This is a genomic window from Paraburkholderia strydomiana, from assembly GCF_031456815.1.
Lineage (GTDB): Bacteria > Pseudomonadota > Gammaproteobacteria > Burkholderiales > Burkholderiaceae > Paraburkholderia > Paraburkholderia caledonica.
Map to the genome: position 1 here is coordinate 308270 of NZ_JAVDVL010000006.1, position 16161 is coordinate 324430.

At 61.1% G+C, this 16161-nt stretch carries 15 protein-coding genes; 13 read left to right on the forward strand and 2 right to left on the reverse strand.

All coding sequences use genetic code 11. The annotated features are described in order from the left end of the window. Positions 1–50: 50 nt before the first annotated feature. The 13 genes from J2W46_RS18650 (at position 51) to J2W46_RS18710 (ending at position 12030) form a co-directional block, all read left to right on the forward strand. Positions 51–1061, forward strand: coding sequence for a sodium:calcium antiporter (locus tag J2W46_RS18650; RefSeq protein WP_204522569.1), 1011 nt, complete (start codon positions 51–53; stop codon positions 1059–1061). Between the two features lie 477 nt (positions 1062–1538). Beyond that, positions 1539–2201, forward strand: a complete 663-nt coding sequence (locus J2W46_RS18655) for an acetyltransferase (RefSeq protein WP_310355426.1) — start codon at positions 1539–1541, stop codon at positions 2199–2201. Positions 2202–2213: 12 nt separating this feature from the next. Continuing rightward, positions 2214–2453 carry an acyl carrier protein gene (locus J2W46_RS18660; protein ID WP_020067453.1) on the forward strand — a complete coding sequence of 80 codons (240 nt, stop codon included), beginning with the start codon at positions 2214–2216 and terminating at the stop codon, positions 2451–2453. Next, entirely contained in the window at positions 2450–3853 is a 1404-nt protein-coding gene (locus tag J2W46_RS18665; protein WP_310355427.1) for an AMP-binding protein, read from the forward strand. Before J2W46_RS18660 ends, J2W46_RS18665 begins: the two co-directional genes overlap by 4 nt. Beyond that, the gene (locus J2W46_RS18670) at positions 3832–4914 is read left to right on the forward strand and encodes a LuxE/PaaK family acyltransferase (protein WP_310355429.1); all 1083 of its coding nucleotides are present in this window, start codon (positions 3832–3834) and stop codon (positions 4912–4914) included. The genes J2W46_RS18665 and J2W46_RS18670 overlap by 22 nt, the downstream gene beginning before the upstream one ends. After that, positions 4895–6112 (forward strand): acyl-CoA reductase, encoded by a 1218-nt coding sequence (locus J2W46_RS18675; protein ID WP_310355430.1) that lies wholly within the window; start codon positions 4895–4897, stop codon positions 6110–6112. Before J2W46_RS18670 ends, J2W46_RS18675 begins: the two co-directional genes overlap by 20 nt. 23 nt (positions 6113–6135) lie before the next feature. Further along, the gene (gene fabZ / locus J2W46_RS18680) at positions 6136–6609 is read left to right on the forward strand and encodes a 3-hydroxyacyl-ACP dehydratase FabZ (RefSeq protein ID WP_087754282.1); all 474 of its coding nucleotides are present in this window, start codon (positions 6136–6138) and stop codon (positions 6607–6609) included. Further along, on the forward strand, positions 6606–8210 hold the full coding sequence (locus tag J2W46_RS18685) for a GMC family oxidoreductase (RefSeq protein WP_310355432.1): 1605 nt from the start codon (positions 6606–6608) through the stop codon (positions 8208–8210). The genes fabZ and J2W46_RS18685 overlap by 4 nt, the downstream gene beginning before the upstream one ends. Positions 8211–8212: 2 nt before the next feature. Beyond that, positions 8213–8629: a hypothetical protein gene (locus J2W46_RS18690; protein ID WP_310355434.1), complete on the forward strand. Its 417-nt coding sequence runs from the start codon at positions 8213–8215 to the stop codon at positions 8627–8629. A gap of 17 nt (positions 8630–8646) precedes the next feature. Further along, entirely contained in the window at positions 8647–9390 is a 744-nt protein-coding gene (locus tag J2W46_RS18695; protein WP_310355436.1) for an SDR family NAD(P)-dependent oxidoreductase, read from the forward strand. A 17-nt stretch (positions 9391–9407) separates the two neighbouring features. Beyond that, complete coding sequence (locus J2W46_RS18700; protein WP_020067461.1) at positions 9408–10229, forward strand: transketolase; 822 nt, start codon at positions 9408–9410, stop codon at positions 10227–10229. 16 nt (positions 10230–10245) lie between these two features. Beyond that, the gene (locus tag J2W46_RS18705) at positions 10246–11226 is read left to right on the forward strand and encodes a transketolase family protein (RefSeq protein WP_310355438.1); all 981 of its coding nucleotides are present in this window, start codon (positions 10246–10248) and stop codon (positions 11224–11226) included. A 69-nt stretch (positions 11227–11295) separates the two neighbouring features. Further along, on the forward strand, positions 11296–12030 hold the full coding sequence (locus J2W46_RS18710; protein WP_310355439.1) for an LbetaH domain-containing protein: 735 nt from the start codon (positions 11296–11298) through the stop codon (positions 12028–12030). A 90-nt stretch (positions 12031–12120) separates the two neighbouring features. On the opposite strand, the gene J2W46_RS18715 is transcribed toward J2W46_RS18710, so the two are convergent. Both J2W46_RS18715 and J2W46_RS18720 read right to left on the reverse strand, forming a co-directional pair. Continuing rightward, a complete protein-coding gene (locus tag J2W46_RS18715; protein WP_087754275.1) occupies positions 12121–13266 on the reverse strand; it encodes a DegT/DnrJ/EryC1/StrS family aminotransferase in 1146 nt (381 codons plus the stop codon). A 45-nt stretch (positions 13267–13311) separates the two neighbouring features. Next, positions 13312–15798 (reverse strand): tetratricopeptide repeat protein, encoded by a 2487-nt coding sequence (locus tag J2W46_RS18720; RefSeq protein ID WP_310355440.1) that lies wholly within the window; start codon positions 15796–15798, stop codon positions 13312–13314. Positions 15799–16161 lie beyond the last annotated feature (363 nt).

Here is a 16161-nt window from a genome sequence, read left to right on the forward strand (position 1 = left end):
CTCCTGCACCATGCGCCGTGCCGCGCGCTTCCCGTCGACGGGAGCCGTGCATGACCGGTCTTATCATCGAACTGGCTGTCATGCTGGTCGTCATTCTGGTGGCGGCCGAGCTTTTCACCAACGCGCTCGAACATCTCGGCGAGCGCCTCAAAATCTCGGAAGGCGTCACCGGCTCGCTGTTTGCGGCGGTCGGCACTGCGTTGCCGGAGACCTTGGTGCCGCTGATCGCAATCATCGGCGGCACGGCTGATCATGCCGTCAATGAGGAAATCGGTGTCGGCGCGATCCTCGGCGCGCCGCTGATGCTTTCCACGCTGTCCACCTTCCTTATGACGCTCGCGGTTCTGCGTTCACGCGGCATCGGCGGACGCGTCGCACCGGAACGCTCGGGCTTCACGCGTGACCTCAACTATTTTCTTTTCGCGTTCCTGCTGGCGGCTGCGGCCATGTATGTGCCGCACGAACAAAGAATCGTCCGCGCGCTGTTCAGCATTGCGCTCGTGGGCGTCTACGTCGCCTATGTGGTGGCGACTTTCCGTGCGTCGAACAGTCTCGTGGATGCCGGTCACGGCACGGAGGCGCCGGGCAAGATGATGCTCGCGCGCCTCGGCGTCTCGACGAACCTGGCGACGATCGCTGTTCAGCTCGTGCTCGCGGTCGCCTTGCTGGTTTGGGGCGCCGAAGGTTTCATCCACGGCGTTCGGGGCGTGTCCGAGGCGTTCGGCGTCTCGCCGCTGCTGCTCTCCCTGCTGATCATCCCGATCGCTACCGAACTGCCGGAGAAGGTGAACAGCATCCTGTGGATTCGCCGCGGCAAGGACACGCTGGCGTTCGGCAACATCACCGGTGCAATGGTGTTTCAGGGCACGTTGCTGCCGGCGATCGGCATCCTTCTGACGCCGTGGACGCCGCGAATCGAGGTTGTCACGGGCATCGTCATCACGCTAGCCGCGGCGGCTTGGCTGCGGATCAACGCGCGCGAGCGCGGCGCGCCGGTGTGGGCGCTGCTCGTGTGCGGTGCGCTTTATGTGGCTTATCTGGCGATTACGCTGAGCCGCTAGGCGTTGCGCAGGCGCATGTCTCACGTAGCCCGGCAGATTCCCGCGGCGCTGCAGGCGTTTCGGGCACCTCGCCGGTGTTTTGCACAATGCGGTAGCGTTCGCGCAGTTTGCGCCGCAGCGTGCGACCAGGAGGGCCACTGCAGCTGTCGGCTGTCTCACACAGCCCGGGCGGGCCGCTGCGCGCAGCCCGCCAAGCCCACGCAGCCCTAAGCTCACGCAACCCTCGGCGCGCCCACGCCGAGCCGCCGAGCACCCCCCGCCCAACCCTCCTGCCCCCCCGCCTCACGCGTCCCGCAATGCATCGATTTAAAGGCTTTTCCAGTGCTAACTCTTGGAATCGCGAACGAGGGTGCAACGGCATAATTTCGACCATGTTCCATTGGCCTCGGTGCCCATCTGTCTGGTCTTGAGCGGCTCGCCGCATCAACCGCCATACGGGCCGAGACGCCGGCATTCATGTTCGGGTGATTCAAAATCGTGACTCTGAGACTTTTCGTGTACGGCGCCGGCGGCTTCGGCAAAGAAGTGATGGACGTCGCGCGCCGCCAGAACGCGGTGAGCCGGCGCTGGGACCAGATCTGCTTCGTCGACGACATCCGCGAAGAGCGCACGTTCTACGGCACCCAGGTATTGCGCTTCAACGATGCGGAAGTCGCCGGACATCTCGACCAGGCCGAGTTCGTGATCGCCGTGGGCGAGCCGGCAGGCCGCGAGAAGCTCGGCAATAAGCTGCGCGAAGCCGGCGCCCGCCTGGGCCAGGTGATCGACGTCAGCTCGCTCGTCGCCGACACCGCGTCGCTCGGCGAAGGCCTCGTGGTCACGCCGCTGTGCTCCATTTCCAGCGACGCGCAACTTGGCCGCAATGTTTGCGTGAACACCATGTCGATCGTCGGCCATGATGTACAGGTCGGCGAAAACACCGTCGTCTCGTCGATGGTCAACATCGGCGGCGCGTGCGTGATCGGCGCGAACAGCTACCTCGGCATGGGCGCGTTGATCAAGGAGGGCGTGCGCATCGGCTCGAATTCAATCGTCGGCATGGGATCGGTCGTGTACTCCGACATTCCCGACGACGTGATCGCCCTGGGCAACCCCGCGCGCGTTGCCCGTCCTAATACCGACCGCAAGGTCTTCAAGTGAGATTGGCAATAAATGACGAACAGAGATAAATACGATCAGGTGTTCATGGACAGCTTCGCCGTTCCGCGCGACGCGCTGAACGAAGCTTTCGTCTATCAATGCGTGCCGGCGTGGGACTCGGTCGGCCACATGGGCATGATCGCGGCGCTCGAGGACACCTTCGGCATCATGATGGAGACCGACGACATCATCGAATTCGGCTCGTACACCATCGGCGTCGACAAGCTCAAGAAGTACGGCGTAGAGCTATGAACTCCGGGTTCGTTAGCCGGCAATATCCTGAACGCGCAGCGCTCATTACGGAGAGCGGTGTCACGCTCACGTATGCCGAACTGCATCAGGCCGTTGACCGGCTCGCGACCGCGTTGCCTGCAAGGCAACTGCTTTTTATCGTCGGCGGCAACGATCTGCCGACGGTGCTGTGCTATCTCGCGTCGCTCGCGAGCGGCACTGTGCCGCTCCTGTTGAGCAGCGGGCTCGATCAGGTGCAGTTGAATCGCCTGATCGACACATACGATCCGGCGTACATTTTCTCTTCGACCGGTGCGGAATACGGCACGCTGGTTCATCAGGAAGGCGCCTACGGTTTGTATCGCCGCGCCGATTCGGCACGCGTCGACCTTCACCCCGACCTCGCGTTGCTGATGACGACGTCGGGCTCCACCGGCTCGCCCAAGCTCGTGCGTCTGAGCGCCGCAAATTTACGCGCGAATGCGACGTCGATTGCCGAGTATCTGCACATCACGCACGAAGAGCGGGCGATCACGTCGTTGCCGTTCAACTACTCGTATGGTCTGTCGGTCATCAACAGCCATTTGCTGGCGGGCGCGTCGCTCGTCGTATCGGACCGCTCGCTGATGGACGCCGCGTTCTGGCGGCAGATCAACGACCACGGGGTGACGAGTTTCGCGGGCGTACCCTATAGCTACGACATTTTGCTGAAGCTGCGTCTGGCGCGAATCAACATGCCGTCGGTACGAACATTGACGCAGGCGGGCGGTCGCATGGACCCGGCGAAGCTTCGCCAGGTCAGCGAAATCTGCCGCGCAAAGGGCATTCGCTTCTTTTCGATGTACGGTCAAACGGAAGCGACCGCGCGCATCGCCTATCTGAACCCGGAAGAAATCGAGCACAAGGCGGGCAGTATCGGCCGCGCGATTCCGGATGGCCGCCTGTGGCTCGAGAGCGACGACGGACGCACGATCGCTGAGCCCGGCGAAGTGGGCGAACTCGTCTACGCGGGCGGTAATGTGTCGATGGGCTATGCGCAAAAGGCCGCCGATCTCGCGTTAGGCGATCTGAACGGCGGCACGCTGCGCACCGGCGATCTCGCGCGGATCGACGAAGACGGCTGTTTCTTCATCGAAGGGCGCCGTCATCGCTTCCTGAAAATATTGGGCCTGCGAATCTCGCTCGATGCGGTCGAGCAGATCGCCGCCGACAAAGGCTTCGCCTGCGCCGCAAAGGGTACCGACGAGCAACTGGTCATTCACGTAGTGGACAAGCCTGATTTCGTCGCAGACGAATTCAGGACCGCCATGGCGAAGTCGCTTGGACTTCATCCTTCAGTCGTCGCCGTGAGCCGCTTGCCGGAATTGCCGCGCCTACCCACAGGAAAGGTTGACTATCAATGTCTGACCCAATTGTCCTGAGCGACGTCCCGCAATGGCCGGTGTTCGCGCTTCCCAAGGCGGACAAGGAGCCTGCGCTGCGGGACGAACTGCAGCGCCTCACGCGCCTGCACTACGAAGGTTGCCCGCAATACCGTGCGATTGTCGACAAGCTCGGTGCGAAGCGCCAAGCGGCCACGTTGGAAGAACTTCCGTTTCTGCCCGTGCGGCTCTTCAAGCACGAGCAATTGCTTAGCGTGCCCAGAAGCGAAGTCATCAAGACGATGACATCGTCGGGCACGAGCGGCCAGAACGTGTCGCAGATCTTTCTCGACAAGCAGACGTCGGCGCTTCAGGTCAAAGTGCTGTCGCGCATTGTCGGCGACTTCATTGGGCCGAAGCGTCTGCCGATGCTCGTGATCGACTGCCGCGCGACGGTCGCCGACCGCTATCGTTTTTCCGCGCGCACTGCCGGCATTCTCGGCTTTTCGATTTTCGGTCGCGACGTCGAATATGCGTTGAACGACGACATGTCGCTCAATCTCGAAGCGACGCGACGCTTCCTCGACAAGCACCGGGATCAGCCCGTGTTGTTGTTCGGCTTCACGTTCATCGTCTGGCAGCATCTCGTTGAGGCGCTCGAAGCCTGCGGCGAGACGCTGCCTCTCGAACGCGGCATTCTAATTCATGGCGGCGGCTGGAAGCAGCTTCAATCGAAGGCAGTCAGTGCCGATGAATTCAAGCGCCGCCTGCAAAACGTTGCCGGTGTTGCGCGTGTGCACAACTACTACGGTATGGTCGAGCAAACCGGTTCGATCTTCGTCGAATGCGAGCGCGGGCATTTGCATGCGTCGTCGTGGTCGGACGTGATCATTCGCGATCCGCTCGATTTCAGCGCGCTGCCGCCGGGCAAGCCAGGCTTGATCCAGTTGTTGTCGGTTATTCCGCACAGCTATCCAGGTCACTCGTTGCTAAGTGAGGATCAAGGAGAGATTGTCGGTGTCGACGATTGCGCATGCGGTCGCCACGGCACCTATTTCAAGGTGCACGGCCGGATTCAGAACGCCGAGACGAGAGGTTGCAGTGATACGTATTCCCGATGAGATTCAGGGCAAGACCACGATTCTGGTCGGCCGTCGGGACGAGATCTCGAATGCGCCCGCGCCGGTGTTCGACGCGGCACGCGTGGAGTTTCTCGCCGATCTGTCGCGCGCGTTGCTGGCCCGTGCCGAGACGCGGTCGATGCCAGACGTCGTCAGCTTCGCCTATTGGTGCCGTCGTGCGAATCTGACGCAGCTTGCCACGAAGTTTGGTTCGCGCGACGAAGTTCGCATGGGCCTCGGCTTGTCATTTCATGTGTGCCCGTCGAATGTGCCCGTGAACTTCGCCTTTTCGCTCGCGTTCGGCTTGCTGTCGGGCAACACTTGCGTGCTGCGTTTGCCGTCGCGAGCGTCCGCCACCGCAGAAGTTCTCGTCGAAGCAATCGGAGATCTGTTGAAGGACGAGCGGCACGCTGCGCTGTCCGATTGCATCCTGCTGACTCGCTTTGAGCGCGACGATCTGCTGAACCGCTTCTGGCTCTCCGTCGCCGATGCGCGGCTCGTGTGGGGCGGCGACCAGACCGTCGAGCACATGCGTGCACTGCCAAGCCGCCCGCGCTCGCGCGAGGTCGCGTTTTCCGACCGCTATTCGTTGTGTGTGATGGAACCGCAAGCCGTGTTGTCTCTCGACGACGAAGGTTTGCGCACGCTTTGCCATCAGATGTTCAACGACTTGTATCTGATGGATCAGGCCGCGTGTTCGTCCCCGCAACTCGTCGCATGGATAGGATCGCAAGACGCCGTTGAAGCCGCGAAAGAGCGGCTCTGGCCCGCGCTCGTCAAACACGTTGCCCAGCGCTATACGCCGGAGCCCGTCCAGGTGATGGACAAATACGTGCAGGCATGCCGCCATGCATTCGACAACGAGCAGGTCGTTGCGATCCGTCAGCATGGCAATCTGTTGTATCGCGTCGAGTTGTCGGCGGTCGCGGCCGATCAGGACGAATGCCGCGGTTACTTCGGCACCGTTCACGAAGTCACGCTCGCGTCGCTCGACAAGCTCGCGCCGATCGTGAACGAACGCTATCAGACGCTCACCTACTTTGGCGTCGACAAGACGCAGTTGCAGGATTTCGTCGTCTCGCGGCGGCTGCGTGGCATCGACCGCGTCGTGCCGATTGGGCGCGCGCTGGATATGAATATCGTATGGGATGGCTACGACGTTGTCGCGAGCCTCTCGCGCGTCGTAGACATTCAATGACGCATCGGACACCAGAGGAACAGATGGACAAGTTCAGTCTCAATTGCATCGAGCTGCAGGAATACCAGCCGAATCGCTATCCCTTCCTGATGATCGACCACGTCGATGAAGTCATGCCCGGGAAATACGCGCGCGGCTATAAAAACCTGACAATGAACGAGTGGTACTTCCCGGTTCATTTTCCCGGTGGCCCGAATATGCCCGGCGCGCTTCAGTTGGAAGCGCTCGCGCAGATGCTCACCGTGGCGATCACCACGCTGCCCGGCCTTAAGGGCAAGGTGACGCACGCGTTGCAGCACACCGTGCGTTATCGTAAGGAAGTTCTGCCGGGCAAAAAGTTCGAAATCGACACCGAAGTGTTGTCGTGGAATCGCGGCATCTGCAAGGGTCGCGGCGTGGCGAAGGTCGACGGCGAAATCGCCTGCGAAGCGGACATGCTCATCACGATTCCGGAAATCCTCGAACAATATCTGCCGAAAAAGAAATCGCCGGTATGAAAGAAGTTGCGGACATCGTGATCATCGGCTCCGGAGCGAGCGGCGCCGCCGCTGCCTGGAGTTTGAGCCGCGATCGCTCGTTGCGCATCGTGTGCCTCGAGCAGGGCTCCGTCACGAAGCCATCCGATTACCCGTCGGCGTCCGTCGACTGGGAATTGAGCCGTTCGGGCGCGTATAGCTCGAATCCGTCGGTGCGCCGCAGCGCGGCCGACTATCCGATTGACGATTCCGCATCTCCTATATCCATTGCCAACTTCAACGGCTTTGGCGGCAGCACCATTCTGTATTCGGCGCACTTTCCGCGCTTTCATCCGTCGGATTTTCGTACGCGCACACTCGACGGCGTCGGCGACGACTGGCCGCTCAGCTTCGAGGAACTGAAGCCGTTCTTCACCGAAAACGAGCGGATGATGGGCGTGGCCGGACTCGTCGGCGATCCCGCGAATCCGGACTACGAGTCGCTGCTGCCGCCCATCCCGCTCGGCCCGATGGGTCGAACAATGGCCGCCGCATTCAATGAACTCGGCTGGCACTGGTGGCCGTCGTACAGCGCGATCAATACGCACCGGCACGGCAATCGCGGCGCGTGCGTGAATCTCGGTCCTTGCAATACCGGTTGCGCACAGGGCGCGAAAGCCAGCGTGGATGTCACGTATTGGCCGGTTGCGCGCCAGCAGGGTGTCGAAGTGAGGACACAATGCCGCGTCCGCGAAATCACGCTCGATGCGCGCGGACAAGCAGACGGTGTGCTTTATATGGACGCCGATGGCGTCGAGCATCGGCTGAACGCGCGTGTGGTCGTGGTGGCCTGCAGCGGCGTCGGCACGCCGCGCCTGTTGCTCAACTCCAGGTCGAGCGCATTTCCGGATGGGCTGCTGAACGATAACGGTCTGGTCGGCCGGAATCTTATGCTGCATCCGCTGGCTTACACCGAAGCCGTGTTCGACCACGACGTGCAATCGAGTATTGGACCGCACGGCTGCTGCATTCTGAGCCAGCAGTTCTACGAGAGCGCAGCAGAGCGCGACTTCGTGCGCGGCTACACGATGCAAGTGTTGCGCGGCGCGCCGCCGGTCGAGACCGCGGTGTCCGGCTATTTCATGCGGCAAGTGCCGCTCGGCGCAGAGCATCATGCGAAGTTCAACCGGCTCTTTAACCGGACCGCCGGTATCGCAATCATTACCGAAGATCTGCCGGAGCCGGAGAATCGCGTGGAACTCGATCCGGACCATTGCGATTCGAGCGGCATGCCGGGCGTGAAAGTGTTTTACAAGCTGGGTGACAACACGAGCCGCATGCTCAAGCACGGCATTGAAATGAGCAAGCAGGTGTTCTCGGCAGCGGGCGCGAAAGTCACGTCTTCTTTTGCGCCGGTGAAGAATACCGGCTGGCATTTGATGGGCACCGCTCGAATGGGCGACGATCCGGCCACCTCGGTCGTGAACAAATTCGGCCAGGCGCATGCGGTGAAGAACCTGTTCATCGTCGACAGCAGTATCTTCGTAACGGCGGGCGCGGTGAATCCCGTAGCGACGGCCCAGGCGTTGACGCTGATGGCCTGCGATCATCTGCAGCGCAATCTGCACACACTGGTGGCATGAACATGATCGAACTTGTTCTCGACACCATGCTTCCGGGCGACGCCGCGTTGGGCATGCCTCGCGCTTCCACGCTCGATTTCGAAGGCTATCAACTGCGTCATCGCGTGACAGATCAGGTAGACGCGTTTCTGAAAATGCTTGCGAACGTCGCGCACGAAAAGTTCGGTCAGCCGTTCGACGCGCTCGACGCAGGTCAGCGGCTCACGGCGATCAACGGCTGCAAGCTCGTCGATGTACGTCTCTTTTCCGCCTTCGTGACTCATGTGATGCGCGCCTATTACACCGAGCGCCGCGTGCTCGCGCAACTGTCGGTCGGCGCGGTGCCGCCGTTTCCCGCAGGCAATGAAATAGCCGCCGACGACTGGACGATTCTCGAACCCGTCTATCTGCGCGGGCAGATCTGGCGTAGCGCCGAATGAACAGGCAGGAACCTTCGATGTTGCTAAAAGACAAGCTCGCGGTGATTACCGGCGCCAATCGGGGCATCGGCCGCGCGATTACCGAAACCTTCGCCGCGCAAGGCGCAAGCGTGATCGCTTGCATGCGCGAAGCGAGCGACGAGAAACAGCAATGGCTTGCGTCACTCGCCCAGCAGCATGGCGTGACGGCGCACGCAGTCGGTGTCGACCTCGCCGATGAAGCGTCGGTGAAAGCCGCCGTCCGCCAGATCGCGAGCCTCGCGCCTCGCATCGACGTACTGGTGAACAATGCCGGCGTAGCGAGCGGCGCGATCTTCCAGATGACGTCGATGACAGAATTGCGCCGTCTCTTCGAGATCAACTTCTTCAGCCAGATTCTGCTGACGCAAGGACTCGCGCGCCCGATGGCGCGGCACAAGGCCGGCTCGATCATCAACATCGCATCCACGGCCGCGATGGTCGCCGATCCGGGCACGCTCGCCTATGGATCGAGCAAGGCTGCGTTCGCACGCGCGACGCAAAGCATGGCCACGGAACTCGGCGCGGCGGGCATTCGCGTGAATGCGATTGCGCCCGGCGTGACGCGCACCGACATGTACGACCAGATGTCCGAAGCTGCCCGTGAAATGTTGATTGCTTCGTCGGCGCTCAAGCGCGCGATCGAACCCCAGGACGTTGCCAACATGGCGCTGTTCCTCGCATCAGATCTGTCCGCCAGTGTGACCGGGCAGATCATGCGGGTGGACGGCGGCATGGTATGAATTCAGGACGAGACACTATGAACTACTCCGACATCGAGCGCATGGCTTTGCTGATGCGTCAGAAAATCCTCGAGGTGAGCCACCACTGCAATCTGAGCGCCCACCTGGGCGGCGGGTTGTCGATGGTGGAGATCATGGCCACGCTGTATGCAAGGCAGTTGCGCTACGACCGTGCGAACCCGCGCTGGCCGGAACGCGACCGCTTTATTCTCAGCAAGGGTCACGGCGTACTCGGTTATTTTTCGGCGCTGCGAGCGGCCGACATTATCGACGACGCGGTGTTCAACACTTTTCAGACCAACGACAGTCATCTGATTGCTCATCCGGTCATGAACATGGATCTCGGTATCGAGTCTTCGAATGGTAGCCTCGGGCAGGGTCTTTCGATGGCGATCGGCATCGCGCTCGCGGCCAAAAAGAAGAAGCAGCCGTTCAAAACATACGTGCTGCTCGGCGACGGCGAATGCAACGAAGGTTCGGTGTGGGAAGCGATCATGTCGGCCGCACAATTGCGACTCGACAACCTGGTGGCGATGGTCGACTACAACAAACTGCAAAGCGACGGCGAAGCGGGCCAGATCATGGACCTGGGCGACCTCGCGGATAAGTTCCGCAGCTTCCGCTGGGACGTGCATGAAGTAGACGGACACGACATCGCGCAACTGGTAGCCGCTTTCGAGGCGCCCAAGGTTGCCGACCGGCCGCGCGTGCTGGTCGCGCATACGGTCAAGGGAAAGGGCATCTCCTTCATGGAGAACAACAATGAATGGCACCATAACCGGCTGACCAAGACAAACTACGATCTTGCGCTCGCCGAGTTGAGCGTCATGGCGGACTGAACGGAGACCGAATCAAATGTTGGAAATCAACGCAAGCAATGCGCGTCAATGGTCGCGGCTCGGTTCGCGCGGCGTGTTCGGTCTCGCGGCTTTGTCGATTGGCGAGACGCATGACGATCTGATGCTGATGTCCGCCGACCTCGGTAATTCGTCGGGTCTGGATCGCTTCAAGAAAGCGTATCCCGAGAAGTTTCTGAACATTGGCATTGCCGAGCAGAACTTGGTGGGCGTTGCCGCCGGCCTCGCGAAGGAAGGCTACAACGTCTTCGCCACGTCGTTCGCACCGTTCATTTCGATGCGCGCGGCCGAACAGATTCGCATGAATCTCGGCTACATGGAGATGAACGTGAAAGCCGTGGCGATTGGCAGCGGCGTATCAATGGCATTTCTCGGCAATTCGCACTACGGCATCGAAGACGCGGCTGTGATGCGCTCGATTCCGAATATGACGGTGGTTTGCCCGGCCGATTGCGCGGAGATCATCAAGACCGTGCAAGCGGCGGCCGATTTCAAAGGGCCGATGTATATCCGGCTGACGGGCGCAGTCAACAATCCGCCCGTCTATACCGAGGACTACGATTTCCGCATTGGTCGCGCGATCACGCTGCGCCGCGGCTCGGACGTGACGATCATCGCGAACGGCACGATGGTGCACGAATCGCTCGAAGCCGCGAAGCTGCTCGAAGCGCAAGGCATGTCGGTCGGAGTGGTCAACATGCATACGTTAAAGCCATTGGACACCGCGGCTATCGACGCAGCAATGGCAAGTTCAAAAGTGCTCGTCACCGTCGAAGAGCATTCGGTGATCGGCGGTCTTGGCAGCGCGGTCGCCGAATACAAGGCGTCGCAAAGAGCGGCGCCGCCGCAACTGATTCTCGGCTTGCCGGACCGCTTCGAGAAGGCAGGCGAGTATCGCTACATGCTCGAAAAAACCGGGCTGGTCGCGGAGAAAATCGCCGCGCGTATCTCGGCGTTTGCAGCTGAGTCCGGCGACTGATTGACACGAAGCCCGGCATATATGCCGGGCTTTTTTTCTATCCGGCACTTCAACCCGAAGACAAAACATATGAACGTCGTGACATCGGACGACAGCATCGGCATCCTGCCGAACCATCCTCTCTCGAAGCAGTTCGTTGTAATCGGCTACAGAGACGGCGCTTTCTCGACCATTCCCAATAACTGTTTCCGTAACTGGCTGGACGAAGAAGCCGCGGTCGGCACCTTCCATATCGGCCGATGCTCGGGGCTGGGTGTCGGCTCGATCGTCAAATACGACGGCGACGCTCAAAAGCTCGTGATCGGCAAGAATGTGGCCGGCGGCCAGCGGCTCAAGTTCTTGTTGAATGGCCAGCATGAGATCAAAGGCATCTCGATGACCCTGTTCTCGCTGTACGGAAACGGTCTGACCAATTGCGAAATGCCCCAATACGGCGACACGATCGTTCACAACGATGTGTGGATCGGAGACGAAGCGATGATCCTTGGCGGCAGCGTGATTGAGAGCGGATGCGTGATCGGCGCACGCGCGGTCGTGCCGCCGAACTTTCGTAGCGAGCCCTATGGAATATATGTCGGATCGCCGGCGCGGCTGGTGCGCTTCCGCTTCCCGGAAAAGATCCGTGAGCGCCTGCTCGAACTCGCGTGGTGGGACATGCCGCTCGACTGGATCAAGGCGAACAACGGCGCGTTTCTCGAAGATCTCACGAAGGACGAGGGTCGCGCGCTGGAGTTGCTCGCCGGGCTGCAGATCTCGAAGAACAACGCGCTCGAAGCAACGCGCGCGGCGGCAGTGCAAGGCTAACGGCCGATTCGATTATTCGTGGAAGGTATAGCCAGGCGCACGGTACGGCGCCTGGCGCCGCCGTGCATTTGAAACGTCCGCCCAGACTTCTTAGCAGGACGTGATGATGTCGACAATCCGGTCCATTTGCGCGTCGGACAGAGTCGGGAAGATCGGCAGACAGAGCACTCGTTGCGCGGCGTCGGACGCGATCGGCAGATTCGCTCGATGCGCCGTCGGCAAGCCACGGTACATCGGAAAATCCGAAATCAGCGGATAGAAGTAACGACGCACGATGACGTTGTGTTCGCGGAATCGCTCGTACAACGCGTCGCGGCTCAACGGATACTTGTCGCCGACGAGAATCGGGAAGTACGCGTGATTCGAGACCGTGTCTTCGCACGCGGGCAGGCAGTGAATGCCCTGTACATTGGCGAGCAGTTCACAGTAGCGCGCGGAGATATCGCGGCGGCGTGCAAGCGCTTCGTCAATATGTTCAAGTTGCAGCAAGCCGAACGCCGCGTTGATCTCGCTCATCTTGCCGTTGATGCCGGGCGCCACCACGGTGGTTTCGTCCACGATGCCGAAGTTTTTCAGGTGATCGACACGCTGCTTAGTCTTGGCGTCGGGACAGATGATCGCGCCGCCTTCGAAGGTGTTGAACACCTTCGTTGCGTGGAAGCTGAGCACTGAAAGATCGCCGTGTCGCAGAACGCTCTTGCCGCCGGTTTTAACACCGAACGCGTGAGCGGCGTCGTAGATGACCTTCAGGTTGTAGTTGTCGGCAATCTTCTGGATGGCGTCGGTGTCGCACGGATAGCCATAGCAATGCACCGGCAAAATCGCGGTTGTTTGCGGCGTGATCGCGGCCTCGATCTTCGCGGGGTCCATGTTGAGCGTCACAGGGTCCACGTCGACGAAAACCGGCTTGATGCCGTTCCACAGTAGCGAGTGACCGGTCGCGACAAACGAATACGGGGTCGTGATGACTTCGCCGGTAATGCGCAAAGCCTGCAACGCGGTGACGAGAGCGAGCGTGCCGTTGGACAGCAGCGCGAGGTGGTCGACGCCCAGATATTCTTCGAGTGCCTTCTCGAGGCGCTGGTGAAATGGGCCACCGTTAGTCAGGATCTTGCGGTCCCAGATTTCCCGCAGATACGGGACGAAATCGTCGAGCGGCGGCAGGTGCGGCTGCGTGACGTAGATCGTTTCCTGGGTCAGCGCCGAGAGCGCTTCGGCTGGTAGGCTCGCATTCATATTCGCGTGTTCACTTTTATTGAGGACAATGCCCGGACGAATCCGTCACGCCGCTGTTTTGACTTCAGGCTCTGTTTCCGGCTTGGCGTCGGTCTTGGCGTCGGTCTTGGCGTCGGCCTTGGAATTCGACTTCAGGTCGGGCTTGTCCTCGGGCGCAGGCGGCGGGCACCAGTCCGCAGGCAAGGTCGCTTCGAATGCGCTCGGCGTTTCTTCGGCGCACCAGCGTTTCCACATCGTGCGCAGCGCGATCGACAGACCGCCGGCCACCTTCTCCGGCTGGAACGGCACAGAACCCTGGCAGCGATCGCGCATGCCGATGCGAAGACGGCTCAACGCATCCAGATCGCGCGTCAAATCGATACTCTTCTGCACGAACTCTTCCTTGTCGCGCGCGACGAATTCGTGAAGTCCAACCTGTTCGAGCCAGCCCGCACCGCATCGGCTCGGCATCGAGATGCCTGGCATCGTCACAGTCGGCACGCCCATCCATAGCGCGTTAAGCGTGGTTGTCGAACCCACGTAAGGGAACGTGTCGAGACACAGGTCCACGTGATGATGCTGCTGCATATAAACGGGCAACGTCGTGCGAGGGCAGAACGTGAGCCGCGACGTGTCGATGCCTTCGGCCCTGAACCAGTCCAGATACGTCTCTTCGTCGAGCTTGCTGCCGATCGCGCCGATCACCATGCGCGAGGTCGGCTGCGCACGCAGAATCGTGCTCCACAGCGCAATGACCTCGGGGCTCAGCTTGTTCAGCCGGTTGAAGCTGCCGTACGTGATGTAGCCCTTGTGAAGAGCAGGCAGGCCATTGACCGGCGGGCAGTTCGGCGGCGGCATATATGCGGTCGACGACGGCAACAGTGCGAGCTTTTCGGTGAACTGTTCCGTGAACTCGTCGATAGGCGCGACGAAGCGGTCCGCGATGTAGTAATCGAACGCGGCCATGCCGGTGGTTCCCGGATAGCCGATCCACGATGCCTGCACCGGCGCCGGTTTCTGCGCGAGCGCGACGATTCGCGTATGCGCGGTATGTCCCGACAGATCGACCACGATGTCGATGTTGTCGTCGCGGATCTTCTTCACTAGCGCGGCGTCGCTCATGTCGGCGACCGCATTCCAGGCGTGGGCGTGCGCGCGCAGTTGCTCCGTCATGTGATCCTGGAGCCCGAACGTGTAATAGAAGTGCAGCGACAGGTTCGGGTCGCGGCTCAGATGCCGCACGATCGGCAGGAAGTAGTAAGCCACCGCGTGGTTGCAGAAGTCGCCGGAAACAAACCCGATCCGCAGCTTGCGGTCCGGATTGCGCTTGTTCGGATAGCGGCGGTTGCTGGCTGAGGGCACGTCGTGAATCTGGCCGAACACGCAGTGCTCCTTGTAGAGCGCCGCTTTGTCGATCGTGCTGTTGTGCGTCAGGCAGAACAGCAGGTTGCTACGCGCGTTGCTGTTGGCCGGTTCGAGTTCCAGCGAGAGACGCAGTGCCTTCTCCGCAAGATCCATCGCGCCGATGCCGAGGTAAAGCGTGCCGAGCGAGCTGTGCACGGCGGCGGATCGCGGCGCGAGATCGGCGGCGCGCTGACACGATGCAATGGCCTCAGCACGTTTGCCGAGCGCAATCAGCGTCACGCCGAGAATACGGTGCGCTTCCGCGTGATCGGGAACGAGCGCGAGCAGTTCGCGCACCTGGGTTTCCGCCTCGGCCAATGCGCCAGTGTGGCGCAGCGTGTCCGACAGAAGCAGGCGGCAGATCACATCGTTCGGGTCGAGTTCGACGGCCTTGCGCGCGGCCGGAATCACTTCGCGGAACTGGCTGTTCTTGTGCAGCGAAATAGACAGCGCGCGCCAGCATTCGCTGTCTTTCGGGTAGCGAGCCACCAGCTTGCGCGCCACGGCGACCGACTCGGCGATCTGGCCTTTGTGCACCAGCGTGTTGTGCTTATGCAGGTCGCCCTTTTCGGCCTGACGGTGCTTGGTCGTTTTTATCGACACTGGCGCCGCTTCGCGCTGCTCTTCCTGAGGCGCGGGTTCCTGCTGTTGCGCTTCGGCCGCCGTTTCGCCGACGATCAGCGTGATGTTGTTCGCCGTCGTTGGGCGCGCGTTGGGGACCGTCTCGAGCTTGCGGTCCGGATAGGCCAGCTGCGTAATCAGGCCGTTCAGCGCGGGACCGTTGACGCCCTGTTGCTGCGCCATTTCTACCGCGAGCCAGCCCGCCGCCGTCTGGTCGCTCTGGAACAGCGCGTTGATGTAGGCCACCCAGTACTGCCCGTTGGACGGCCGCACGCCCAGCGCGACCTCGAAGTGCGCGACGGCCTCAGCGGCACGGTCGGTCTGCACCTTGATCACGCCGAGGTTGTAGTTCGCATCGGGATGATTTGGCACCGCTTCGACGATCGCTTCGAAAAGCGCCCGCGCGTCGTCGACCTCACCCGCGTGATATTGCTCGATGGCGCTCTGCATGACGAGAGCGATGTCCTGAGCGCGCTGCTGTTCAGGAGAGAGAGGCTGGGGAGCCGAGAAGTCGAATTGGATGGACATGATGCTCGCACGAGGAAGCTGTACGTTGGATTATCAAGTCGGAATTCGCAGCCTGAAGGGTGGAAGTGACGGCAAAATGGCCACCAATTCACCTGATTACGGCTCCCCGGCGACGCCGCCATGAAACGCCGCTCGCAGGCCTTTAGGCAATGTGTCGACATGGGTTGCGCGAGGCTTTCGCACGGGGCTTCCAGGGGCGTCGGCCGTCCTCGTGTGTCTCGCTGGAAGCACAAAAAGAAACGCCCGCGCAAGGCGGGCGAGGGTGAAGCGTGCGCACCTTTATGCTGGCGCGCGTGTTGTTGTTCTTCTGTTCTGTCGTTCTGTCTTTCTGCGGTTCGTTCAACCGGCGGGCCGTTCGTAAAG